The following is a 23200-nucleotide window of genomic DNA, read 5'->3' on the forward strand; positions in this document are numbered from 1 at the left end:
TTTTCCCAGACGGAAACTGAGCCGGCATCTGCGCTCCATGCAGGTCAGCCATGCTGACCAATCAGTTCTGCTGCGGCGCATTCAATAATATATTGCAATGCATCATCTGGCGGCCGTGCCGTTTCGGATGCATTGGAGGTCTCCTCATGAGCGCCGTAACCCTTTCCCCGACCAAGGGATATACCGCCGCTGCCACCCGCGACGGCGCATCGCGCAAGGGGCTTTGGGCCCGCCTTTACGCGTCGATCGTCGCCGCGCAGATGGCGCGTGCCGAGCGCGAGCTCGCCTTCTACATCCAACGGACGGGTGACGATCCGCGCAAGTGACGGTCGGCGTGGGGACTTCGCCCGCTCCTATGTCGGCGGTAAGGCTGCTTTTCTCTCCTTTTCCGCAACCGCGAGCGTAAGGGTTGTCCAACCCTCGATGTCCCGGCGGCGGACCAGAACGAGGCCTTGTGTGCGATAGGCCGCCAAGGCGGCGCTGGCATGCGACGTCAGCAGGCCGGACAGGACCAAGCGTCCGCCCGGCGCAAGCAGGGGCCGAAGCGACCGTGCCAGCCGCTTCAGCGGCGGCAAGAGAATATTGGCCAGGATCAGATCGTAGGGCGCCGCCGCCCGAAGCGGGCCGGCATCCACGCCGGGCGCGAGCACCGTGTGTACGAAGGCGCCGCTGGCATTGGCCCGAGAATTGTCGCGTGCCGTTCGCACCGCGACCGCATCGATGTCGCCGGCCATGACCGGAATGCGGAACAATCGGGCTGCGGCGATCGCCAGCACGCCGGTTCCGGTCCCGACGTCCAGGACGCGCCGGGGGCGTCGGCGCCGGGCCTCGTCGACGATGGCGGCGAGGCATCCCTGCGTCGTCCCGTGGTGCCCGGTGCCGAAGGCAAGGGCCGCCTCGATCTCGATGCCGATGCCATTGACCGGGACGCGGGCCCGATCGTGCGATCCGTGCACGTGGAACGGCCCGACCCGCACCGGTGCGAGCCCCTCCAAGGAGGCCGCGATCCAGTCCTTTTCTTGAAGCGCGCCGAATTCCACATGCGCCGCATAGGCCTCGCCGGCGGCGGCGACCACGAGGTCGCGCAGGAGTTCTGGATCGAAGGCACTCCCTGCATAGGCCTCGACCGCCCAGTCGCCATCGGGCTGCTCGAAATTGGCGACGGCGACTTCCGCTGGATCGAAGCTCTCCGCGATCAGATCGGCGATGCGCCGTGCATCTCTTTCCGGGGCGTGAACGCGCATGAAATGCGTGGCGTCGGTGGGCAGCAGGCCTTCGAGCATGGGGATTCCGGTGTGGGCGGTGACTGACCCGTCGACCAGAGGGCGTCAGGCCGCGAAGGCGCCGACGGTCCGGCCGCTGCCGAGGGTCTTTGCCGCAGCAACCCTGCGGTCGGCGGCAGACAGAAGCGCGGATAGGGTTTCCCCGTCAAGCGACGTCGTTGCAACCCCGATCGCGATATCCGGCGGGCCGACCCCGTTCGGCAGGCCGATGATGGAGTCGATGCGCTGATGTACGGCAGCCGCGACCTGAATGGCCGCATGGTGCGGCAGGCCCGGTGCCAGCACGGCGAAGCAATCGCCATCATAACGCACGACATAATCGCCCACCCGCAGCCCTTCGCTCGTCGCTTGCGCCACCAGTCGAAGGACGGCTCTTGCAGCGCTTTGACCGGCATGCGCCACGGCTGAAGACAGATCGACATCCACCAGCATCAAGGAGAGAGGGCGGCCGGTGACGGTGCTGATGCTCACGAGGTCCTGCGCCAACAGATCGAAGCGTGCCCGGTGGAACACGCCGGTTTCCGGATCGTGGCGCCGGCGGGTGTCGGCGATCCGCATCGCGCCGCGCCCGCGCCGGGTCGGAATGCCTTCCACATAGCGCAGATAAAGCACGATCAGCCCGGCATAGAAGGCCGTCGCGACGATCTTGCCCGCCAAGCTGCCGATGCCTGCCGCGAACGGAACACCGAAGCCGAAATAAAGCGCCGGAAAAAAGAAGACCTGATCGAAGGTGCACGCTGCAGCGAGCGTGATCCACAGGGAAAGCCACAGCCTGCGGCCGGTTCGCTCCATCAGCCACTCGAACAGGCGGAATACGAAGGCGCACTCGACGAAGAGCAGCAGCGTGCCCCACAGCATGAGCGCCGTCATCTGGTTGAGAAAGGAGATGTCCGCAGGCCGGTTGAACGGCATGCGGACATGCTCGAAACCGAGCAGCGCCGCAACGATGGTCAGAAGGAAGCTGCCGAGGAGGAGGCCGTAGACCGGCTGGCGGGCCGAGAACAGGCCGTCGCGGATATAGATCAGCAGCAGCATGCTCATGAAGCCGGCATAGAGCACCAGCGATCCCGGGGACGCACCCAGGTTGAAGGGGAGCAGAAAGAAGAAAGACGTCGCCAAATAGACGGTGGCGAAATGCAGCACCCCGAGCGCACAGAACAGACCACCGATGCCGATCAGGGACCGCGCCCGGAACAAGGCGAGCATCAGGCCGAAATAAACGGCCATCTCAGCAATTAGAAGTGCAAGATTCTCTACCGGCATCAGGAAGTACAAGAGCCAAGAGGAAAAGGTGTTCAGCGCAAGCCGGGCGCACTCTGCTACCCACCTTCCGACTCCTTGATAAACCGGTCCTGCCGCGAAGGAAAGCGAAAGCGGAAAATGGAACGGCGGCCATCCGCCAAGAGGCGACCCCTCTCCCTCGGAGCGCTCCGCTCAAATGCGGGCCGCCCGCTTCGAAAGCGACCGGCCGCCGGGTCCGAACCTGTTCACACCTTTTCGAGGAAGCTTTCCAGAACCCGCTTCTCGCCGGCCTTGTCGAACAGCACGGTCAGTTTGTTGCCGTCGATGTCGGTGACTTGGCCGTAGCCGAACTTCAGATGGAACACCCGTTCGCCCATCGCGAAAGCGCTCTTTGGTCCCGTGGACGCGGCAAGCAACGTGCCTTCGATGACGGGCGCTCCGCCGGCGCCCCGCCCGAAGGGCCGACCACGCTCGGAAAAACCGCCCGACGAAGAATTGCCCGATCCTGTCCGCGCCGCCTGGGCGCGCTGCCATCCGGGCGTGTCATAGGTCGAGGCAAACGGCGTGGTTCGGTCGAACCGGCTTTCACCGGAAGTCCGGGCGCCGTAGGAGGAGCCGCCCCAGCCGAAGCCGCCCTTCGATTCCTCCACTTGGACGTGGGGATCGGGGAGTTCGTCGAGAAAGCGGCTGGGCAGGGTCGAATTCCACAGGCCGTGGATGCGCCGGTTGGAGGCGAAATAGACCCGTGCGCTCAGCCGGGCGCGGGTCAAGCCGACATAAGCGAGCCGACGCTCTTCTTCGAGGCCCGCTTTGCCTTGCTCGTCGAGCGCGCGCTGATGCGGGAACAGGCCTTCCTCCCACCCCGGGAGATAGACCGTATCGAATTCCAGGCCCTTGGCGGAATGCAGCGTCATCACCTGCACCGCATCCTCACCCGCGCCCTTGTCGGCATCCATGACGAGCGAGATATGTTCGAGAAATCCCTGGAGGTTCTCGAACGGCTCCATGGAGCGCACCAGTTCCTTGAGGTTCTCGAGCCGTCCGGTCGCCTCCGCAGAGCGGTCCTTCTGCCACATCTCGGTGTAGCCGCTTTCGTCCAGCACGACCTCGGCCAGCTCGGTGTGCGGCACCTGCCGCGCCTGAACGCGCCACCGATCGAACGACTGGACGAGGCCGCGCAAAGTGGCACGGACCTTCGGCTTCAGCTCTTCGCTCTCCGTGAGGGTCCGGGCCGCCTCCTGCAGCGGCAGGGCGGCCGCCCGTGCGAGATCGTGGATCTGCTTCAGCGTGGCATCGCCGATGCCGCGCTTCGGGACATTGACGATCCGCTCGAAGGCGAGATCGTCGGACGCCGACTGGACGCACCGCAGATAGGCCAGTGCATCGCGGATTTCCGCCCGCTCGTAGAAGCGCGGCCCGCCAATGACCCGGTAGGGCATGCCCAATGTGACGAAACGATCCTCGAATTCGCGCATCTGGAACGAGGCCCGCACCAGAATTGCGATCTGGGACAAGGCGTGACCCGCGCGCTGGAGCGTCTCGATCTCCTCGCCGACCGCCCGGGCCTCCTCGCCGGAATCCCAGGCGCCGGTGACGCGGACCTTCTCGCCCTCCACCCCCTCTGAGAACAGAGTCTTGCCGAGGCGGCCCGCATTGTGGGCGATGAGATGGGAGGCCGCAGCCAAAATATGCCCCGTGGAACGGTAGTTGCGCTCCAGGCGGATCACCTTTGCGCCGGGAAAATCGCTCTCGAAGCGCAGGATGTTGTCCACTTCCGCACCGCGCCAGCCATAGATGGACTGATCGTCGTCGCCGACGCAGCAGACATTGCGGGACCCCTGGGCAAGGAGGCGCAGCCAGAGATACTGGGCGACGTTGGTGTCCTGATATTCGTCCACCAACAGGTACTTGAACCGACGATGATAGTCCGCGAGCACGTCGGGCGCTTCGCGGAACAGGCGGATGCCTTCGAGCAGAAGGTCGCCGAAATCCACCGCATTGAGCGCCTTCAGGCGGGCCTGATAGGCGGCATAGAGCATTTGCCCGCGCCCATTGGCGAAGGTGGCGCCCTCTCCCGGCTGGACCAAATCGGGTGACAGGCCGCGATTCTTCCAGCCGTCGATGGTGGCGGCGAGAAGCCGCGCCGGCCACCGCTTCTCGTCGATATTTTCCGCCGCCAGCAATTGTTTGAGCAGGCGGATCTGATCGTCGGTATCGAGAATGGTGAAGCCGCTCTTCAAGCCCACCAACTCACAGTGCCGACGGAGAATGCGCACGCCGATCGAATGGAAGGTGCCGAGCCACGGCATCCCCTCCACGGCGTCGCCCACCATGGAATGGATCCGCTCCTTCATCTCGCGCGCCGCCTTGTTCGTGAAGGTGACGGCGAGGATCTGGGAGGGATAGGCGCGGCCGGTCGACAGGATATGGGCGATCCGGGTGGTCAGGACGCGGGTTTTTCCGGTTCCGGCGCCGGCCAGGACGAGCAGCGGGCCTTCCAGGCTCTCGACCGCGTCGCGCTGCTCGGGGTTGAGGCCGGAGAGATAAGGCCGAGCCGGCGCACCGCCCGCCATTGCGCGCGCGGCAATGCCGCCCGGCCTCGGGGCCGGCGCACCGGGCGCGTCATGGCCGCCATGTGGGCGCTGTTCCAGGGATCTAGCCAATCGTGTGTCTCGCCTCGCCGGTGATTCTCATGCGAGAACAAAATGGCACCGGCGGGGCGGGATTGCGAGGGGGAAGGTTCGCGGGGCCGGAATCACCAACCGGCGCGGCAGACCCGCTCCACCCAATAGGGGCTCCACCAGCACTTCAGGAACGTGCCGGCGCCTTCCAGCGGGCGATAGACGGTGGGCGCGGTCACGAGATTGACCGGTCCGCCGCTCGAGGGGATGTCGCCGTCCAGCAGCCCGGCATTGAAGACCAGGGTGGTGCCGTTCTGGGTGACGCTGCCCAATTCCACGATCACCTGCGTCGGCTGCGGCCCGAGAATGGTCAGTGCGGCGTTCGGCGGGTCGTTCTTGAACATCCGGACCGTGGCGTTCCAAATCTTGACGAACTGCTCGGTCGTCATGGTGCCACCGATCCGCTCCGGGCGATCGACCCGGAAGGACGCCACAGGCGGAACGCCCGTAAGGGTCAAAGTCTTGCCGTCGAAGCTCATGCCGGCGGCCTGTTCGATCAGCACCATCTCGATCGGTCGAGAAATGTGGATTTCGGGCCGCTGCGGCGTGCCGGCCTGCGTCATGGCCGGCTGAGCGCCGGTGGGAGCTGCAGGGGGTGTCTGCGCGAAAGCCGCGACACCGGACGCGGCGAGGACAAGGCCCGCCAAAGAAGCAATCAGTCGCATGGACCCTTCGTCCCTCCTTGAAACGTGGCTGCGGGCCGGACCCTATCCCCGATCTTCCCGTCAAGCCACCCGTACCGTCGCGGCACCCGTCAATATTGCCCGCTGGAGAAACTGCGCGGTGCCGGACTGACCACTTGGGCCGCTCCGCCGCGGATTTCCATCACTGCGAGGCCGCGTTCATTCGTTCCGTCCGGGCGGAACCGGAACACCCCGTCGATCCCGTTGAAGCCGGATGGGTTGGTCAGCGCCGCGTCGGTCAGGCCCTGGGCGCCTTGGGTACGGACGATGGTCGCGACCAGCGAGACGGCATCGTAGGCGAGGGTCGCGGTGCGGACCGGATCGACATTGTAGCGTGCGCGATAACGCTGGGAGAAGCTCCGCCACCCCGCGGCATCGGGGCCCGCGAACTGGGCGCCCTCCATCTGTGGGTCTCCGAACAGGCGGGCATCGTCCCACAGGCCTGTCCCAAGGGGGCGCACCCGCTTGAGGTCGACGCCGGCCGCCGCGAGCTGTTGCACGACGGTCGGAACATGGTCGGCGGAATCGGGAATGAAAACGCCGTCGGCCTGGCCGGCAAAGGCCGCTACGCGCTGGATCGCTGTCTGCAGCCGCGCGCGGTCCTGGGTGAAGCGTTCGATCCCCATGATGCGCGCGCCGGAGGCTCCGGCGGCCTGTTGCAGCGCCGCTTCGGCAACCGAACCGTAGGCGTTTTCCGGGATCAGGGCGATATAGGAGCGCCGCCCCTGCGCGACCGAGTAGCTGACGATGCGCGACACGTCGCTCTGCGGCAGGAAGCTCAGCAGATAGACACCCGAAGACGCGACATTGGTGTCGGTCGAAAACGCGATGACCGGGATGCCCCGCGGCTTCGCCACTTGGGCGACCGAGCCGACGGAATGGGAAAAGAGCGGTCCGAGTATGATCTGGGCGCCTTCATTGATCGCGGCCTCGGCGGCGGCCCGCGCGCCCTGCGAGGTCCCGCCGTCATCCTTCACCACCAAAGTCACCGGCGCCTGGCCGGTCTCCGCAAGGGCGAGTTCGGCGGCGTTGCGCAGCGATTGTCCGACCGCGCCGGCATTTCCCTGCGCGCCGAGCGGGAGGATGAGGGCGACCACCGGTCCGGTGGTCAAAGGCTGCGCAACCGGCGCGCCGGCCGATTGAGGCGGCGGCTCGCGTCCACCGATATCGCCCGCGCAGGCGGCCAGGACCGCACCGCTGCCAATCGCGGCAAGCCGGGCGGCGCCGACCAGGAGGTCGCGACGCGTCGGATTCGAAAAACGTGGTGGTTTCGCTGCCGGAGCGGGCGCGCCGTCGTCCAACCGCTTCTCCTCGCCTATCTTCCTCGCTGGTTTCCAGGCATAGCGGCTCGCACCGCGTTTGGCGAGGGTGCGCGCCGGTTTCTCCCCGGCACGGCAAGGAGTAAGCTGCCGTCATGGATTCCAAGGACGCGCGCCAGCGCTGCTATCTCCTCGCGGGCACCCGGCTCGCCGCGCCCAAGGCGGCGGCGGGCCTTCACGTGGTCGCGACGCCGATCGGCAATCTGTCGGACATTACGGTGCGGGCGCTCGAGACCCTGGCGGGGGCCGACGTCATCGCCTGCGAGGATACCCGGATCACCGGGCGGCTGACCGGCCGCTACGGCATCGAGACCCCGATGCTCGCCTATCACGACCATAACGGAGCCGGGATGCGCCCGCGCCTGCTCGCGCGGCTCGCGGCGGGCGAAGCGGTGGCCTTGGTGTCGGATGCCGGGACGCCGCTGGTCTCGGATCCCGGCTTCAAGCTGGTCGTCGCCGCAGCCGAAGCCGGGCATCGCATTCATCCCCTGCCGGGTGCCTCCGCGCTTCTCGCCGCGCTCGTGGCGGCGGGGCTGCCGACCGACCGCTTCCTGTTCGACGGGTTCCTGCCGCCCAAAAGTGGGCAGCGCCAGGGTCGCATCGCCGAATTGCGGCCGTTTCCCGCGACCCTGGTGCTGTATGAGACCGGGCCCCGTCTCGCCGAGAGCCTCGCCGATCTCGCCAAGGGTCTCGGCCCCCGGCCGGCCGCGGTGTGCAGGGAACTGACAAAGGCATTCGAGGAGGTGCGACGCGGCAGTCTCGATGCGCTGGCGGCCCACTATGAGGCTGCCGGCCCGCCGAAGGGCGAGATCGTGCTGGTGATCGGCCCTCCTGCCGAGCCCGAGGCGCAGGACGAGGATGTCGACGGGGCGCTCCTGCGGGCGCTGGCGGACCATTCTCTGAAAGATGCGGTGGCGGCGGTAAGCGCGCTCACCGGGCGCCAGAAGCGGGACGTCTATGCGCGGGCCCTCGCTCTGACGCGGGCGGACGGTGATGCCTGACAGGACCGGCCCGCAAGGGCGCCGGGCGGCCTTCTCCCGCGGACTGGCCGCCGAGGCGCGGGCAGGCGCGCATCTCGAGGCGCTGGGTTTCTCCATTCTCTCGCGTCGTGCCCGCACCGAAGCGGGGGAAATCGATCTCGTGGTCCGGCAAGGTGATCTTCTGGTGTTCTGCGAGGTCAAGGCACGGGCCGATCTGGACGGCGCCGCTTATGCGCTGCTTCCCCGCCAGCAGCGCCGGATCGCCGCGGCCGCCTCGGCTTGGCTCGCGGCGCGCCCCGATCTCGCAGCGCTCAATGCGCGTTTCGACGTGGTCCTGGTCTCGGGTCGCGGCATGGTCCGGCATCTGCCGGCGGCCTTTGAAGCGGACGCCTGAACCTGGATGCGGGCCTGCCCTGTGACCTCCCGGGAAGGAACGCATATCGCAGCCGCGCCAAGCAGGTTATAGCGCCTCGAACTGCGGCTGCGTCACCCGATTGGCTTGATTTACCGCAAATAAAATGTATATGTTGAATATAACATTCGTGAAGTGTGTATAGGAGGGTGTCATGACGCTTAGGCTCGGGGATCAGGTGCCCGATTTCACCGCCGAGACCACCCAGGGGCCGGTTCGGTTTCACGAATGGCTTGGAGAATCATGGGGCGTCCTGTTCTCGCATCCGAAGAACTTCACGCCGGTCTGCACCACGGAGCTCGGGCAGGTCGCCCATCTGAAGGGCGAATTCGACAAGCGCAATGTGAAGGTCATCGGCCTGTCGGTGGACACGCTCGACAATCATCCGGCCTGGGTCGACGACATCCGGCTCGCCACCGGCGCGGAGCTGAACTTCCCGCTGATCGCGGACGACCGGCGGACGGTTTCGGACCTTTACGACCTGATCCATCCCAATGCGAGCGACACTGCCACAGTGCGCTCGGTGTTCGTCATCGGGCCGGACAAGAAGCTGAAGCTCACTTTGACCTATCCCGCCTCCACCGGACGCAATTTTCAGGAAATCCTGCGGGTGATCGATTCGCTCCAGCTGACGTCTACCCATGCGGTTGCGACGCCGGCCGACTGGAAGCAGGGCGAGGATGTCATCATCGTCCCGTCGGTTTCCGACGAGGCGGCGAAGGAGAAGTTTCCCGAGGGCTGGACCACGATCAAGCCGTATCTGCGCGTGGTTCGCCAGCCGGGCGGCTGATGGGTAGCTGACGCGGCCGATCGGCACCCGAGGGGGCAGCGCGCGGCAGCGCTCTCCCCCTGTGCGGCGCCCCGTGCTACAGGCGGCACGCAGATGCGAGAATTTCGATGACCGACCGCGACAACCAGTTCGCCCGCTTCCTCGGCGGATCGCCCGCCATGGTCTTGGTGCGCCTCGTCGTGCTCTCGGTCATCGTCGGCGTCATTCTCGCCGCCTTGGGGCTTGATCCCCGCAACTTGCTGCAGAGCGTGACCGAGATGGTGCGCAGCCTTTATGCCCTCGGCTTTGGCGCGGTCGAGAGCGTGTGGCGCTATTTCCTGCTCGGGGCGATTGTCGTGATCCCGCTCTGGCTCATCCTCCGCCTCGCGCGCGGCCTGCGCTGAGATGCGGCCGGGGGGGCCGGTCCGGCCAGTGGCGGTAAGCCACCGCCGGGTATTGGCGATCGCGCTGCCGATGACGGTGGCGCACCTCACGACGCCGCTGCTCGGGATTGTCGACACGGCGGTCATCGGCCGGCTCGGCGACGCGGCCTTGCTCGGCGGGGTCGCGCTCGGCGCCGTGGTTTTCGATTTTCTGTTCTGGGGCTTCGGCTTCCTGCGCATGGCGACGGTCGGCCTTTCGGCCCAGGCACTCGGGCGTGGCGACGGTGTTGAGCAGCGGGCGGTTCTCTCCCGTGCGCTCCTGGTGGCGGCGGCCTGCGGCGCCGCCTTGGTCGTTTGCCAGCTTCCAATCAGAGCCGCGGCTTTGGCGCTTGCCGGTGCGAGCCCCGCCGTGGACGCCGCCGTGCAGGATTATTTCGATGTGCGGATCTGGGCTGCGCCGTTCACGCTCGCCAATTACGTCGTCGCGGGCTGGCTGACGGGCATCGGCCGCACCGGCCATGCTCTTGCCCTTCAGATCGTCATCAGCCTGCTGAACATGGGCTTGACCGTTGCGTTGGTGCTCGGCCTCGACTGGGGCGTCGCCGGTTCGGCTGCAGGGACACTGGTGGCGGAGATTGCCGGGGCCGTGGCCGGTCTGCTGGTCTGCGCCAGAATGAGCGGTTTCTCCCCGCGCGTCTCGCGGGCGGTCTTGCTCGATCGCCAAGCGTTGGGTGCGAGCTTCGTGCTCAACCGCGACATCATGATCCGCACGGCGGCGCTCATGCTCGCCTTCAGCTTCTTCGCCGCGCAGGGCGCGCGGGCCGGTGACGTGACCCTCGCCGCGAATGCGCTGCTGAACAATATGGTGATGCTCGCGGCCTTCTTCCTCGACGGGTTCGCAACCGCGGCCGAGCAGATTTGCGGGCAGGCGGTGGGCGCCCGCAATCGGGGCGCCTTCCTCCGCGGCCTGCGGCTTTCCTTGCTCTGGGGGTTCGGCTTCGCCCTCGTCGCCAGCCTCGCCTACCTCACCCTCGGTCCCCTCGCGATCGACCTGATGACGACGAGTTCGGAGGTCCGCACCGCCGCCCGCGCCTTCCTCGCGCTCGCGGCCCTGCTCCCGGTGGTCGGTGTGTTCGCCTATGCCTTCGACGGCATCTATATCGGTGCGCTCTGGTCGCGCGACATGCGCAATCTGATGCTGGCGGCGCTCGCGGTCTATTTCCTCGCCTGGTGGGGGCTGCGGCCGCTCGGCAATGCGGGGCTCTGGTTGGCGCTGCTGGCGTTTCTGACTGCGCGCGGCGCGCTCCAGGCCGCGCGGCTGCCGGCACTCATGGCGCGAACCTTCCCTGATTTGCCGCGCCGCGCCGAGTTGCCCACCTCACCCTGACGGCCCGGCCAGCGCGCTGCTTTCCGGCTGCGTCGCACTTGAGCTTGGCGCATAATGCCTTCGCGGGAGGGCAATGGCCGCAGATGCCGGTCCGATGTCCTGCGTCTGGGGTCGATGAGGGGGAAACGAATGAACCAGTCGGCGCCGTCGGTTCTGGTCGTGGGGGCTGGCCCCACCGGCCTTACGCTTGCCAATTCCCTGCAGAAGCAGGGCGTGTCCTTTCGGATCATCGACAAATTGCAGGAGCCCGCCCGCGTCTCGAAGGCGCTGGCAGTCTGGAGCGGCTCGCTGGAAGCCTTCTCCGCCCTCGGCGTGGCGGACGATTTCATCGCCGGCGGCATCCGGCTGACCAATATCCGGGTGGGGGACGGGAGCCATGAACTCGCGGCGATGTCGATCGCGGAGGGCGTCGACAGCGCGTTTGCCTTCACCCTGATCGTCCCCCAGTCCAAGACCGAGGAGATCCTCGCCGCCCATCTCGCCCAAGGCGGGCATGCGGTCGAGCGGGGGGTGGAATTGGTCGATTATGTCGAAATCGGCGACACCGTCCGATCCACCCTGCGCCATCCGGACGGGCGAGAGGAGACGATCGACACGCTCTTCCTGGTCGGCTGCGACGGCGCGCGCAGCATCGTCCGCCACAAGACCGGCATCGCTTTCGAGGGCTATACGGAGCCGCAGACCTTCATTCTCTCCGACACCCGGATCGACGGCCCGCTCGATTCCACCTCGATCTATATCTGGTGGAGCAGCGCGGGCAGCGTCGCGCTGTTTCCCGTCGTGCCCGGCATTTGGCGCACCTTCGCGATGCGGGACGAGCCGGCGGGCGAGGAACCACCCACGATCGAGGAAATCCAGGCCCATCTCGAGGCGTCTGGGCCTCCGGGCATCAAAGTGAGCGACGCGACATGGCTGTCGACATTCCGGGTCAACGAGCGGCTCGCCGCCGGCTATCGCAAGGGTCGGGTGTTTCTCGCCGGCGACGCGGCTCACATTCATAGCCCCGCCGGCGGGCAGGGGATGAACACCGGAATCCAGGATGCCGCAAATCTCGGCTGGAAGATCGGCGCCGTGCTCGCCGGCCGCGGCGATGCCGAAATGCTGCTCGACAGCTATGAGGCCGAGCGGCGCCCTGTGGCACGCGAAGTCGTGGCGGGAGCGGCGCAGAAGCTGAAATTCGGCATGGTGACGCGCGGCACGGCGACCCGGCTCGTTCGTGATGCTCTGATCTCGGTCGCCTCGCGGCTTCCGGCGATCCGGCAGAAGCTCCAGGTGGAATTGTCCGAAACCGAGATCCGCTATTCCGAAGGCCCACTCGTGGAGGCGGTGCGTCGGATCTCAGGTTCGGCGACGCCGCGCGCGGGGGCGCGGGCCCTCGACCTCACGCTGGACGGCCGGTCCCTTTGGGGGCATTTTTCCGCCGCGCGGCACACGCTTCTGCTTTTCGGGCCGCCTGGCGCGCATGACCGGATGCGCATGGCGGCCGCGCGCTTTGCCGACGCCCTCGACGTGGTGGATCTCGGTGCGGAACCCGCGGCTGCGGCCCGATACGGCCTGCATGGCGCAGGCTGGGTCCTGGTCCGGCCCGACCAATTCATCGCGGCGCGCGACGACGCGGATGCGCAAGGCGCATTCGACGCCTACGCGCAGCTCGCCTTGGAGCCGGCGCGGTAGGAGGTTCAGCGGCCCGGCAGGACCAGAACGGTGGGCTTGCCGGGCAGCTTCTCGCGCGACAGAAGGACGGTCGCGCTCGCCGAACGGGTGATCTCGTAGTCCCGCCCGAGCCGCGACAGAAACCGATCGAGGCCCCATTCGCTGAAATAGTGCATGGGGATGATCAGCGGCGCATTGATCGCCTTCAGGGTCTCCACCATGCCCTCGATGTCGAGCGTGTACGAGCCGTCGACCGGCGCGAGAACGACGTCGATCCGGCCGAGCGCCTCGAGATGATCCGCCGTCAGGAGGTGGTGCAGATGACCGAGATGGGCGATGCACAGGCCGGCCACCTCGAAGACGAACATCGAGTTTCCGTCGTACAACGTCGTCGAGCCGTAGCGGATATTGGTCGGCACGTTGCGGATCCAGACATCATCGAGCGTCACCTCGTGCTGCGCCTGCCCACCGTCCGGGTTCCATCCGCGCAACACGTGAGCGATGCCGGGGTCTGGATTGTTGGTGTAGTGCGTGTCGTGCGCGCGGTTCATGGTGGCGACCATTGGCACGGTCCGGGGGCGGACGTAATCGTTATAGTCGGTGGCGATGGTGACGCCCTTCGGGCTCTCGATCAAAAACGTGCTGTGGCCGATAAAGGTCAGCCGCACTTCCGCCGCTTCGGCCGCTACGGGACGAAAGGCCGCGCGCCACAGCTTCGGCATCGGCGACTGCGCCACCATGCGGGGACATTTCTCGGGTTCGGCGTGCGCGGGGAAGGTTCCGGCCGCCAGCGCGAACAGGCTCCAAACGGTGGCGACGAGACCTTTCCAGCCCATTGCGGTCATCCCTCGGCTTTCGCAAAGGCAGCATGACCGCGAAGACCCCGCTCCGGCAACGCGGAGATGGTCACAGCGGCGTGAATAGACGAGAAATGACCGTTTCGCCGGGCGGACGTGCGAATGTCCCGGCGGAGTCGGGAACTTCGCTTTGCTCCCGATCCTTTTAGGCGTAGCCGTTGCCGTGCCCGTTGCCGGGAGAGACCCATGAATGTCGATATCGTCCTCTTGTCCCCCATCCTCGCATTGGTGGCGGGCATCCTGATCCTGATCTTTCCGCGCCTGCTCAACATTCTGGTTGCGGTCTATCTGATCCTGATCGGCATTCTCGGCCTCATCCCGCATTGAGCGCTGCGCCGAACGGTGCAGTTGAAGACGCGGCCTGCTGGGTCTAAAGCAACCGCGACCTGACGCGCGCGTGAACACCCCAAGGGATCTCCAAAGATGACGAAATGGGTCTACTCCTTCGGCGACGGCACGGCCGAAGGGAAAGCCGATATGCGGAACCTGTTGGGCGGCAAGGGAGCGAACCTTGCCGAGATGGCCAATCTCGGCCTTCCGGTTCCTCCCGGCTTCACGATCACGACCGAGGTCTGCACCTATTATTATGCCCATGGAGAGACCTATCCGGCCGAACTGAAGGGCGAGGTCGAGATTGCGCTCGCGAAGATCGGCGCCTTGACCGGCAAAACGTTCGGCGATCCCGGAAACCCGCTTCTGGTTTCGGTCCGCTCCGGCGCCCGCGCCTCCATGCCGGGAATGATGGACACCGTCCTCAATCTCGGCCTGAATGATGCGACCGTCGAAGCCGTGGCCGCGCTCGCCGACCGCCGCTTCGCGTTCGACAGCTACCGCCGCTTCATCACCATGTATTCCGGCGTCGTTCTGGGCGTCGATCATCACCATTTCGAGGAACTGCTCGAAGGCTTCAAACTGCGCGGCGGCCTCAACCTCGATACCGACCTCTCGGCGGACGACTGGGCGGAGCTGGTGGTTCAATACAAGGCCATGGTCGCCGAGAAGCTTGGCAAACCCTTCCCGCAGGATCCGCACGAACAGCTTTGGGGCGCGATCGGTGCGGTGTTCGGCTCCTGGATGAACCAGCGCGCCATCACCTACCGCCGGCTGCACACCATTCCGGAGAGCTGGGGCACGGCGGTCAATGTGCAGTCCATGGTGTTCGGCAATATGGGCGATACGTCGGCGACCGGCGTGGCGTTCACCCGCAACCCCTCGACCGGCGAACACGCGCTCTATGGTGAATTCCTGGTCAATGCTCAGGGCGAGGATGTCGTCGCGGGCATCCGCACGCCCCAGGACCTGACCGAGGCGGCACGCATCGCGGCGGGGTCCGACAAGCCGTCGATGGAGCGCGCGCTTCCGGAGGCCTTCAAGGAGTTCGAGCGGATCTCGAAGGTTCTCGAGGACCATTATCGGGACATGCAGGATCTCGAATTCACCGTCGAGAAGGGCAAGCTCTGGATGCTTCAGACCCGCTCCGGCAAGCGCACCGCGAAAGCGGCGCTGCGGATTGCGGTCGAGCTCGCAAACGAGGGGCGTATCACGCAGGAAGAGGCGGTCGTCCGGGTCGATCCCGCCGCGCTCGACCAGTTGCTGCATCCCGCGATCGATCCCAAGGCGGAGCGAAAGGTGGTCGCGAGCGGCCTGCCGGCCTCCCCGGGAGCCGCCGCGGGGGCAATCGTATTCTCCGCCGACGAGGCGGAGGCGATGAAGCAGCAGGGCCGCAAGGTGATCCTGGTGCGGATCGAGACCTCGCCGGAAGACATTCACGGCATGCATGCGGCGGAGGGCATCCTGACCTCGCGGGGCGGCATGACCTCGCATGCCGCCGTGGTGGCGCGCGGGATGGGCAAGCCCTGCGTCTCCGGCGCGGGTTCGCTGCGGATCGATTATGCGGCGCAGACACTTACCGTCTCCGGCGTCACCTTCCAGAAGGGCGACGTGCTCACCATCGACGGCTCGACCGGTCAGGTTCTGGCCGGCGAAGTGCCGATGCAGCAGCCGGAACTGTCCGGCGAATTCGCCACGCTCATGGGCTGGGCGGATAAGGTGCGCCGGCTCAAGATCCGCGCGAATGCCGAGACCCCGCTCGATGCCCGCATGGCCCGCTCGTTCGGCGCCGAAGGGATCGGCTTGTCGCGCACCGAGCATATGTTCTTCGATGCCGGACGCATCCTCGCCGTGCGCGAGATGATCCTCGCCGACGACGAAGCCGGACGACGCGCGGCGCTCGCCAAGCTCCTGCCGATGCAACGGGCGGACTTCGTCGAACTGTTCGAGATCATGAAGGGGCTGCCCTGCACGATCCGCCTGCTCGATCCGCCGCTGCATGAATTCCTGCCGCACACCGATGCCGAGATGGCGGAAGTGGCCAAGAGCCTCGGCGTCGACATCGAGCGAATCGAGCGGCGCCGCAAGGACTTGCACGAGGTCAATCCGATGCTCGGCTTCCGCGGCTGCCGCATCGCGATCGCCTTCCCCGAGATCGCCGAGATGCAGGCACGCGCCATCTTCGAGGCCGCGGTGATCGCGGCCAAGTCGACGGGTGAGCCGGTGGTTCCGGAAGTAATGGTGCCCCTCATCGCCACAAAGGCGGAGTTCGACATCGTCAATGCGGTGATCCAGAAGACCGCGAAGGCGGTAGAGGCGGAGACCGGCGCCAAGCTCACCTTCCAGGTCGGCACGATGATCGAACTGCCGCGCGCCGCTTTGCGCGCCGAGGAGATCGCCGAGACCGCGGAATTCTTCTCCTTCGGCACCAATGACCTGACTCAGACCTGCTACGGCGTCTCGCGCGACGATGCCGGGACCTTCCTCGGCCCCTATGTTCAGAAGGGCATCATCGAGGTGGATCCCTTCGTCTCGATCGATGTGGACGGGGTGGGCGAACTGGTGAAGATCGGCGTGGAGCGGGGCCGCAAGTCGCGGCCGGACATCAAGCTCGGCATTTGCGGCGAGCATGGCGGCGATCCCGCCTCGGTCGCGTTCTGCGACGAGATCGGGCTCGACTACGTGTCCTGTTCGCCGTTCCGGGTTCCCATCGCCCGCCTCGCGGCGGCGCAGGCCGCTCTGGGCCGCAAGGCGGCGAGCCAGGCTTGACCGGTGGGGTCGGCCGGGCATCCGCCCGGCCGGTCCGGCAGGCAATCGCCGGCGGCCCGGCGCGACATCGCTCCGAAGAGGGTTGATACGCGCCTATCACCGGGCGAAAGAGGCGATCAAAGGGACGTGTTCACAGAGGATGACGGCGCGGGGCCGAGTGCCTCGGCGCGCGGCGGCCGGCTATGGCGCCGCGCCTGCAAGGCTCAGGCGAGGTTCCGCTGGTGCAGTGGACCGCCGGTCCGATTCGGGTGCCGGCGCGGGCGGGGCTGGCAAAATCTTCGTCTGCTTCCTATCTTCCAAGGAGGAGAGAGACCATGTCCGCTTTGCTGATGTCTGCCGTCCTGATCGTGCCCGCGGCGCTCGCGCTCGTGGCGATCACCCGCCTCCTCGCGCCCCAGCCGAAGCCGGTGCCGGTGCGTGTGCGCCCGAAGCGTCCGCGCGGCTGACCTTCACCCGATCAGGTCGCGGACCATGGGAATGACCTTGGTGCCGTAAAGCTCGATGCAGCGCATCAGGCGGTCGTGCGGGAGCGGGCCCGCGCTGTATTTGAGGTCGAAGCGGTCGATGCCGAGCGCCGTGGCGGTCGCGGCGATCTTGCGGGCCACGGTTTCCGGACCGCCGACATACAGCGAGCCGTGCTCGACCTCGCGGTCGAATTCGTCGCGCGCCATCGGCGGCCAGCCGCGCTCGGCCCCGATCCGATCCCGCATCGCCTTGTAATCCCCGAACATCTCCTCGCGCGCCGCGTCATCCGTCTCGGCCACATAGCCTGGCGAATGGACGCCGATCGGCAGCGCCGGCTTGCCGAACTGCGCCAGCGCGCGGCGGTAGAGGTCGGCATGCGGCCGGAACCGCCGGGGGTCGCCGCCGATAATGGCGAGCATCAGCGGCAGGCCGTAGCGCGCCGCGCGGACCACCGAGTCCGGCGTCCCGCCGACGCCGATCCAGGTCTTCAAGGTGCCGCGCTCGATCTCGGGATAGACGCCTTGGGCGTCGAGCGGCGGGCGGATGGTCCCGGTCCAGCGCACCGGCCCGGGGGCGAGAAGAGCCGCGAACAGATCGAGCTTCTCGGAGAACAGCGTTTCGTATTGCGACAGCGGCAGGCCGAACAGGGGAAAGCTTTCGGTGAACGAGCCGCGGCCGAGAATCACTTCGGCGCGGCCGTGAGAGAGGGCGTCGAGGGTGGAGAAGCGCTGGAACACGCGGATCGGATCGTCCGAGGACAGGACGGTGACCGCCGATCCCAGGCGAATCCGCTGCGTCCCGGCGGCGATCGCCGCCAGCACGACGTCCGGCGCGGAAATCGCGAAATCGGGCCGGTGATGCTCCCCGAGCCCGATGAAGTCCACGCCGCAGGTGTCGGCGAGCACCGCTTGGGCGACGACGTCGCGGATCACCTGCGCCAGAGGCAGGAGCGCGCCGTCCGCTCCGCGGGTGACGTCGCCAAAGGTGTCGAGGCCGAGTTCGAGGTGAGGCAAGACGGGTTTCTCCAGGCGGGGGGAACCGGGCCGGTCGCGTCGCCGCGGCAGCGGACGCCTCCAGATGCACCATTTTTGCCCGTCGGCGCCAGAGGCGGCACCGCCCGCCGACGCTTGCGGGCCGTTTGCCTTCTCTTCATTTGTGCACGCCACAATGCGGACGGAAAGCGCCGCTAGAGCCGGATCCGATGGGGTCGTCCGATCCGATCGGCACTTCGGTCTTCAAATCCTGGAAGAGAGACTGTTTTGCTGATCCCGCGACGATCGGATCGAGATGGGCTCCGAGGTCAAAGGCGTTTGGTGGCTCGCTCTCGCCCGTCGCGGCGGGAGGCGACTTCGCTTTTCGATGGAAACGCGGCGCGATTTCGTCGAAAAGCAGACGCCTTTGGCCGGTCCGGCGGGTGTCCGGCCTGCAAGACGGGTCGGGAGAAGTCCGGGTGGGTTTGGGTGGCGGGTGACGGCGGCTTGGGATGGATCTTCACGTGATGCGCCTTTTCTCTGACGCCGCTTTCGGCCGCGTCCGTCTGTTCGGGGCCTTCGGCGCCCTTCTTCTCGCGGTGAGCCTCGCCGGATGCGCCACCAAGGACGAGATCCTCCCGCCCGACGAGCCGGCGGAGAAGATCTATAATGAGGGCCTCACCCTCATGAACCGGGGCGACCTTACCGCCGCCGCCAAGCGCTTCGAGGATCTCGACCGCACCCATCCCTATTCGGAATGGGCGCGCAAGGCGCTGCTGATGGACACCTATGTCTATTATCAGGCGGGTCGCTACGACGAGGCGATCGCGGCCGGAAAACGCTATATGGCGCTCCATCCGGGCTCGCAGGATGCGCCCTATGCGAGCTATCTCGTGGCCTCCGCTTATTATGACAACATCCCCGACGTGACCCGCGATCAGCGCGCCACCCGCCAGGCGCTCGACGCGCTCGACGAGGTGATCCGCAAATATCCCGGCACCGAATATGCCGCTGCAGCGCGTAAGAAGGTCGAGGTCGCCCGCGACCAGCTCGCCGGCAAGGAGATGATGATCGGGCGCTATTATCTGGAGAACCGGAACTATACGGGCGCGATCAACCGCTTCAAGGTGGTGGTCACGCAATACCAGACCACCCGCCAGGTCGAGGAGGCGCTGTTCCGCCTCACCGAGGCCTATATGGCGCTCGGCATCATTTCGGAAGCCCAGACCGCAGCCGCCGTGCTCGGCTACAATTTCCCCGACAGTTCCTGGTACAAGGACGCTTACCGGCTGGTCCAGCAGGGTGGCGGGGAGCCGAAGGAAAACAAGGGGTCCTGGATCAGCCAGGCGTTCAAGAAGCTGGGGATCGGCTGACGCGCCATGCTGTCCTCCCTCTCGATCCGGGACATCGTTCTGATCGAGAAGCTCGACCTCGTGCTCGGCGAGGGGCTGACCGTCCTCACCGGCGAGACCGGAGCCGGCAAATCGATCCTGCTCGACGCGCTCTCGCTGGCCCTCGGCGGGCGCGGCGACGGCGCGCTGGTGCGGCACGGGGCTGAGAAGGGGCAGGTGACGGCGGCCTTCGACCTGTCGCCCGGCCATCCCGCGCGCACCCTTCTCGCGGAAGCGGACATCGCCGACGAGGGCGAACTGATCATCCGCCGCGTGCAGATGGCCGACGGGCGGACCCGCGCCTCGGTCAACGATCAGCCGGTCAGTGTGCAGATGCTGCGCGCGCTGGCGGCCTGCCTGGTCGAGCTGCATGGCCAGCATGACGACCGCGCGCTTGTGAACCCCGCGACCCATCGTGCTCTGCTGGATGCGTTCGGCGGGCTGGCGGCATCCGCCCAGACCGTAGGCGAGCTGTGGCGGACATTGCGTGCGGCGCGTGCCGAGGCGGCTGCCGAGGCGGCGCGGCTGGAGGCCGCGGCGAAGGACGCCGATTATATCCGCCACGCGGTCGCTGAACTCGAGGCGCTTGCCCCGGAAGTCGGCGAAGAAGCCGCTCTCGCCGAGCGGCGGACCGTGATGATGCGCTCGGAGAAGATCGCCGGGGACCTCGCCGAGGCGCTGGACGCGGTGGGGGGGAGCGGATCGCCGGTTCCCACGCTCGCCGCCGCGGTGCGCCGGCTGGAGCGGCGGGCCGGGGAGGCGCAGGGGCTCGTGCGCCCCGCGGTGGAAGCCATCGATCTCGCCTTGGACCAGCTCGAAGTCGCGCGCGCCCATCTGGAAGCCGCCCGCGCCGCCGCGGATTTCGACCCGCACGAGCTGGAGCGCATCGAGGAGCGGCTGTTCGCGCTGCGCGCCGCCGCGCGCAAATACGGCGCCACGATCGACGATCTGCCGCAGCTCGTGACCCAGTTCGCCGCCAGCCTCGCCAGCCTCGAGCGCGGCGCGACCCGGCTTGCCGAACTCGAGGTCCAGGCGGGCGCCGCCGAAGCCGCCTATCGCCGCGCGGCCGAAACCCTGTCCCAGGCGCGCGCGGCGGCCGCCCGCCGGCTCGAGGCCGCCGTGAATGCTGAATTGCCGCCGCTCAAGCTCGAACAGGCGCAGTTTCAGGTCGCGATCGACCGCGACCCCGGCGCGGCCGGACCGGACGGGTTCGACCGTGCCGCCTTCTGGGCGCGCACCAATCCCGGAACACGGGCCGGCCCGCTCCTGAAGGTCGCCTCCGGCGGCGAACTGGCGCGCTTCCTGCTCGCCTTGAAGGTCGTGCTCGCCGACCGCGGCTCGGCCCCCACGCTGATCTTCGACGAGATCGACACCGGGGTCGGCGGCGCGGTCGCCGATGCGATCGGCCAGCGCCTCGCCCGCCTGTCCGCCCGCGTGCAGGTTCTCGCGGTGACCCATGCGCCGCAGGTCGCGGCGCGCGCGGCGAGCCATCTGCTGATCGCGAAGGCCCGCTCGGAGGCCGCGGCGGCCACCCCATCGGTCGCGACCCATGTCGCGCGGCTCGGGGCTGCCGACCGGCGCGAGGAGATCGCCCGCATGCTGGCCGGGGCGAGCATCACGGCCGAGGCGCGCGCGGCCGCCGACCGGCTGATCGAAGGCGCGGCCTCCGCCTGACCCGCCGCGTTCTCAATCGCCCGGCGGCCGGCCCTGGCGCAGGCGCTTGACCGCGCCGCGCTTTTCCTTCGACGCGAGACGGCGTTCCTTGGAGGCGAGCGTCGGACGGGTCTTGCGACGCGGCGGCGCGACATAGGCGGCCTCGCGAATCAGCGCGACCAGCCGCTCGACGGCATCCTCGCGATTGCGATCCTGGCTGCGATGGCGCTGGGCATGGATGACGATCACCCCGTCCTGCGTCATCCGGCTGCCGGCGACGCGCACCAAACGGGCCTTGACGCCATCCGGCAGGTTCGGGGAATTGCGGGCGTCGAAGCGCAATTGAACCGCGGTCGAGACCTTGTTGACATTCTGTCCGCCCGGTCCGGAGGCGCGCACGAACGTGACGGCGATCTCGTCCTCCGCGATGGCGAGGCGGGGCGTGATCTCGATCATGACCGGGGTCCGGCGGGGCCGGAGGCGAGCGCGCGCATGCTCTTCAATGGCGCAGCCGACCCGCGCTGGCAATGCCGCGGCCGGCGCGCGCCGCCGTCAGATGGCGTGGCGGTTCGCGCTCGGGCCGAAATGCTCGACATAACGCGGCGAGATGGCGGCGCGCGGCAGGATGATCATGACGTCCGTGGTGCCGAACTGGTGATCGACGACCGCGCCGTCGCCGACATAGCCGCCGAGCCGGAGATAGCCTTTGATCAGCGGCGGCAGCGCATGCATGGCGGCCTTCACATTGATCTTGTCCGCCGGCATGCGGTCCATCGGCACATAGCGCTTCGGCAGCGCCCGGGCGCGCCATTCTTCCGGCGCGCGGGCATGGTGGTGCAGGAAGGACAGCGGCAGATCGAGCGCGGCAGGGTCGGTGCCCTCGAGGCTCGCGCAGCCGAACATCGCATCGATGCGATTGCGCAGGATATAGGTCCAGATGCCGTGCCACAGCAGCTCGACCGTGCGCTTGTTGCGGTAGGGCTTCAGCACGCAGGAGCGGCCCAGTTCCAGGAACCGCAGGTCCGGATGGGCGGCGATGATCGGCGCGATGTCGAACTCGCTCTGGGTGTAGAAGCCACCGTGCCGCTGCGCCACGTCCTGGCGCAGCAGCCGGTAGGTGCCGACGACCTTCGGCTTGCGGCGCCCGAGAACCATTTTGCCGGCATCGTGATCCAGCACGAGCAGGTGGTCGCAGATCGTATCGAAGGCGTCGACGTCGCGCCGCGCGAGCCGCGCCGGGCCTTCGGGAATGGCCGACATCTCTTCGTAGAAGACATTGAAGCGCAGGCGCTGGGCGCGGCGCACGTCGCGCGCGGTTTGGGCGAGCCGGACTTCCAGCGGTCCGAGCCGGCCGAGCAGCGTCGGCTCGCCGAACGGAACGGCTTCGCGATGGCGGATCCCGGAATAGGCGCGCAGGTCCGAGACCAGTTTCTGCGGCCCTTGAAGCGCCTGGATCCCGCTCACGGCGAAGGGGAGATCGAGCCCGCTCGAAGGCGCCGGGAAGCGCGGCGCGAACGGCCCGGGAAATCTGGCGAAGCTTTCCTTGGCGACATCGATGCTGCGACCCACCAGCGCCGGAAGGTTGAACCCGGGACGGATCGGATCGGGGTCGGGCAAGTTGTGGCGTTTCATTGCAACGACCCCCTCCCTCGGGCCGTCGCCGGCGGGCGCGTGGTGCCAGTGAGGCCGCGCGCTGCCATGACGAACTGTGCCGCGCCGACGACGCTTGCTGCGCCGTCCTTCTGCGTGAAGGACAGCATCACCATAAGTTTCGGACGCTCTTGTGACAATGAAAGAATGCCGTAACTGGAAGTGTGGAAGGGTAGCGTTCATCGTGCCGTCGCGGTTCCGTCTCGAAAATCGGAGCGCGACCGGGAGGCACGGGCGAGCAAGTTCAAGGGGTTGGAGGCCGGCGCCGCCGGTCAGCCGGCTCAATGTGCAAGGCCCGAGGCGCGGTCTTGGCGGGACAATG

The 23200-nt window shown here is 67.3% G+C and carries 21 protein-coding genes; 12 read left to right on the forward strand and 9 right to left on the reverse strand.

Features of this window, described 5'->3' with window-relative positions; genetic code table 11:
- Positions 1-146 precede the first annotated feature (146 nt).
- Positions 147-326, forward strand: coding sequence for a hypothetical protein (locus EDC64_RS05875; RefSeq protein ID WP_132030317.1), 180 nt, complete (start codon positions 147-149; stop codon positions 324-326).
- A 27-nt stretch (positions 327-353) separates the two neighbouring features.
- Here EDC64_RS05875 and EDC64_RS05880 read toward each other — a convergent pair whose 3' ends face one another.
- The 5 genes from EDC64_RS05880 to EDC64_RS05900 form a co-directional block, all read right to left on the reverse strand.
- Positions 354-1283: a 50S ribosomal protein L11 methyltransferase gene (locus tag EDC64_RS05880; protein WP_132030318.1), complete on the reverse strand. Its 930-nt coding sequence runs from the start codon at positions 1281-1283 to the stop codon at positions 354-356.
- A gap of 45 nt (positions 1284-1328) precedes the next feature.
- Positions 1329-2510: a GGDEF domain-containing protein gene (locus tag EDC64_RS05885; RefSeq protein ID WP_165933653.1), complete on the reverse strand. Its 1182-nt coding sequence runs from the start codon at positions 2508-2510 to the stop codon at positions 1329-1331.
- Between the two features lie 260 nt (positions 2511-2770).
- Positions 2771-5188: an ATP-dependent helicase gene (locus tag EDC64_RS05890; protein ID WP_420808947.1), complete on the reverse strand. Its 2418-nt coding sequence runs from the start codon at positions 5186-5188 to the stop codon at positions 2771-2773.
- Between the two features lie 92 nt (positions 5189-5280).
- Entirely contained in the window at positions 5281-5871 is a 591-nt protein-coding gene (locus EDC64_RS05895) for a hypothetical protein (protein ID WP_132030320.1), read from the reverse strand.
- 89 nt (positions 5872-5960) lie between these two features.
- On the reverse strand, positions 5961-7190 hold the full coding sequence (locus tag EDC64_RS05900) for a penicillin-binding protein activator (RefSeq protein WP_132030321.1): 1230 nt from the start codon (positions 7188-7190) through the stop codon (positions 5961-5963).
- Between the two features lie 113 nt (positions 7191-7303).
- Between EDC64_RS05900 and rsmI the strand changes: the two genes are divergently transcribed.
- From rsmI to EDC64_RS05930, 6 genes are all read left to right on the forward strand, one after another.
- On the forward strand, positions 7304-8209 hold the full coding sequence (gene rsmI / locus EDC64_RS05905) for a 16S rRNA (cytidine(1402)-2'-O)-methyltransferase (RefSeq protein ID WP_132030322.1): 906 nt from the start codon (positions 7304-7306) through the stop codon (positions 8207-8209).
- A complete protein-coding gene (locus EDC64_RS05910) occupies positions 8202-8582 on the forward strand; it encodes a YraN family protein (RefSeq protein ID WP_132030323.1) in 381 nt (126 codons plus the stop codon). The genes rsmI and EDC64_RS05910 overlap by 8 nt, the downstream gene beginning before the upstream one ends.
- Positions 8583-8754: 172 nt before the next feature.
- Entirely contained in the window at positions 8755-9390 is a 636-nt protein-coding gene (locus tag EDC64_RS05915; RefSeq protein WP_132030324.1) for a peroxiredoxin, read from the forward strand.
- A 107-nt stretch (positions 9391-9497) separates the two neighbouring features.
- Positions 9498-9773: a DUF6460 domain-containing protein gene (locus EDC64_RS05920; RefSeq protein ID WP_132030325.1), complete on the forward strand. Its 276-nt coding sequence runs from the start codon at positions 9498-9500 to the stop codon at positions 9771-9773.
- Between the two features lie 28 nt (positions 9774-9801).
- Positions 9802-11139 (forward strand): MATE family efflux transporter, encoded by a 1338-nt coding sequence (locus EDC64_RS05925; RefSeq protein WP_338023385.1) that lies wholly within the window; start codon positions 9802-9804, stop codon positions 11137-11139.
- A gap of 129 nt (positions 11140-11268) precedes the next feature.
- Positions 11269-12813 carry an FAD-dependent monooxygenase gene (locus EDC64_RS05930; protein WP_132030327.1) on the forward strand — a complete coding sequence of 515 codons (1545 nt, stop codon included), beginning with the start codon at positions 11269-11271 and terminating at the stop codon, positions 12811-12813.
- Positions 12814-12818: 5 nt separating this feature from the next.
- On the opposite strand, the gene EDC64_RS05935 is transcribed toward EDC64_RS05930, so the two are convergent.
- The gene (locus EDC64_RS05935) at positions 12819-13628 is read right to left on the reverse strand and encodes an MBL fold metallo-hydrolase (protein ID WP_207915914.1); all 810 of its coding nucleotides are present in this window, start codon (positions 13626-13628) and stop codon (positions 12819-12821) included.
- A gap of 207 nt (positions 13629-13835) precedes the next feature.
- Here EDC64_RS05935 and EDC64_RS05940 point away from each other — a divergent pair, with 207 nt between their 5' ends.
- From EDC64_RS05940 to EDC64_RS24020, 3 genes are all read left to right on the forward strand, one after another.
- Positions 13836-13976, forward strand: coding sequence for a DUF3096 domain-containing protein (locus EDC64_RS05940; RefSeq protein ID WP_132030329.1), 141 nt, complete (start codon positions 13836-13838; stop codon positions 13974-13976).
- 96 nt (positions 13977-14072) lie between these two features.
- A complete protein-coding gene (gene ppdK / locus EDC64_RS05945; protein WP_132030330.1) occupies positions 14073-16748 on the forward strand; it encodes a pyruvate, phosphate dikinase in 2676 nt (891 codons plus the stop codon).
- Between the two features lie 314 nt (positions 16749-17062).
- The gene (locus tag EDC64_RS24020) at positions 17063-17194 is read left to right on the forward strand and encodes a hypothetical protein (RefSeq protein WP_274594935.1); all 132 of its coding nucleotides are present in this window, start codon (positions 17063-17065) and stop codon (positions 17192-17194) included.
- Positions 17195-17197: 3 nt separating this feature from the next.
- Here the strand turns inward: EDC64_RS24020 and EDC64_RS05950 are convergent, their stop codons facing one another.
- On the reverse strand, positions 17198-18226 hold the full coding sequence (locus tag EDC64_RS05950) for an LLM class flavin-dependent oxidoreductase (RefSeq protein WP_245504555.1): 1029 nt from the start codon (positions 18224-18226) through the stop codon (positions 17198-17200).
- Between the two features lie 485 nt (positions 18227-18711).
- Here EDC64_RS05950 and EDC64_RS05955 point away from each other — a divergent pair, with 485 nt between their 5' ends.
- Together EDC64_RS05955 and recN are read left to right on the forward strand one after the other, a co-directional pair.
- Positions 18712-19557, forward strand: coding sequence for an outer membrane protein assembly factor BamD (locus EDC64_RS05955; RefSeq protein ID WP_245504556.1), 846 nt, complete (start codon positions 18712-18714; stop codon positions 19555-19557).
- Positions 19558-19563: 6 nt separating this feature from the next.
- Positions 19564-21249 (forward strand): DNA repair protein RecN, encoded by a 1686-nt coding sequence (gene recN / locus EDC64_RS05960; protein ID WP_132030332.1) that lies wholly within the window; start codon positions 19564-19566, stop codon positions 21247-21249.
- 12 nt (positions 21250-21261) lie between these two features.
- On the opposite strand, the gene arfB is transcribed toward recN, so the two are convergent.
- Positions 21262-21684 carry an alternative ribosome rescue aminoacyl-tRNA hydrolase ArfB gene (gene arfB / locus EDC64_RS05965; RefSeq protein WP_132030333.1) on the reverse strand — a complete coding sequence of 141 codons (423 nt, stop codon included), beginning with the start codon at positions 21682-21684 and terminating at the stop codon, positions 21262-21264.
- A gap of 96 nt (positions 21685-21780) precedes the next feature.
- Positions 21781-22860, reverse strand: coding sequence for a l-ornithine N(alpha)-acyltransferase (gene olsB / locus EDC64_RS05970; RefSeq protein WP_132030334.1), 1080 nt, complete (start codon positions 22858-22860; stop codon positions 21781-21783).
- Positions 22861-23200 lie beyond the last annotated feature (340 nt).

It is taken from the genome of Aquabacter spiritensis, assembly GCF_004346185.1.
Lineage (GTDB): Bacteria > Pseudomonadota > Alphaproteobacteria > Rhizobiales > Xanthobacteraceae > Aquabacter > Aquabacter spiritensis.

What these genes read in the sequence shown, in the direction of transcription:
- EDC64_RS05875 (WP_132030317.1), top strand. Translation starts at nt 147, where the DNA reads ATGAGCGCCGTAACCCTTTCCCCGACCAAGGGATATACCGCCGCTGCC.
- EDC64_RS05880 (WP_132030318.1), bottom strand. Translation starts at nt 1,283, where the DNA reads ATGCTCGAAGGCCTGCTGCCCACCGACGCCACGCATTTCATGCGCGTT.
- EDC64_RS05885 (WP_165933653.1), bottom strand. Translation starts at nt 2,510, where the DNA reads ATGGCCGTTTATTTCGGCCTGATGCTCGCCTTGTTCCGGGCGCGGTCC.
- EDC64_RS05895 (WP_132030320.1), bottom strand. Translation starts at nt 5,871, where the DNA reads ATGCGACTGATTGCTTCTTTGGCGGGCCTTGTCCTCGCCGCGTCCGGT.
- rsmI (WP_132030322.1), top strand. Translation starts at nt 7,304, where the DNA reads ATGGATTCCAAGGACGCGCGCCAGCGCTGCTATCTCCTCGCGGGCACC.
- EDC64_RS05910 (WP_132030323.1), top strand. Translation starts at nt 8,202, where the DNA reads ATGCCTGACAGGACCGGCCCGCAAGGGCGCCGGGCGGCCTTCTCCCGC.
- EDC64_RS05915 (WP_132030324.1), top strand. Translation starts at nt 8,755, where the DNA reads ATGACGCTTAGGCTCGGGGATCAGGTGCCCGATTTCACCGCCGAGACC.
- EDC64_RS05920 (WP_132030325.1), top strand. Translation starts at nt 9,498, where the DNA reads ATGACCGACCGCGACAACCAGTTCGCCCGCTTCCTCGGCGGATCGCCC.
- EDC64_RS05930 (WP_132030327.1), top strand. Translation starts at nt 11,269, where the DNA reads ATGAACCAGTCGGCGCCGTCGGTTCTGGTCGTGGGGGCTGGCCCCACC.
- EDC64_RS05935 (WP_207915914.1), bottom strand. Translation starts at nt 13,628, where the DNA reads ATGGGCTGGAAAGGTCTCGTCGCCACCGTTTGGAGCCTGTTCGCGCTG.
- EDC64_RS05940 (WP_132030329.1), top strand. Translation starts at nt 13,836, where the DNA reads ATGAATGTCGATATCGTCCTCTTGTCCCCCATCCTCGCATTGGTGGCG.
- ppdK (WP_132030330.1), top strand. Translation starts at nt 14,073, where the DNA reads ATGACGAAATGGGTCTACTCCTTCGGCGACGGCACGGCCGAAGGGAAA.
- EDC64_RS24020 (WP_274594935.1), top strand. Translation starts at nt 17,063, where the DNA reads ATGTCCGCTTTGCTGATGTCTGCCGTCCTGATCGTGCCCGCGGCGCTC.
- EDC64_RS05955 (WP_245504556.1), top strand. Translation starts at nt 18,712, where the DNA reads ATGCGCCTTTTCTCTGACGCCGCTTTCGGCCGCGTCCGTCTGTTCGGG.
- recN (WP_132030332.1), top strand. Translation starts at nt 19,564, where the DNA reads ATGCTGTCCTCCCTCTCGATCCGGGACATCGTTCTGATCGAGAAGCTC.
- arfB (WP_132030333.1), bottom strand. Translation starts at nt 21,684, where the DNA reads ATGATCGAGATCACGCCCCGCCTCGCCATCGCGGAGGACGAGATCGCC.
- olsB (WP_132030334.1), bottom strand. Translation starts at nt 22,860, where the DNA reads ATGAAACGCCACAACTTGCCCGACCCCGATCCGATCCGTCCCGGGTTC.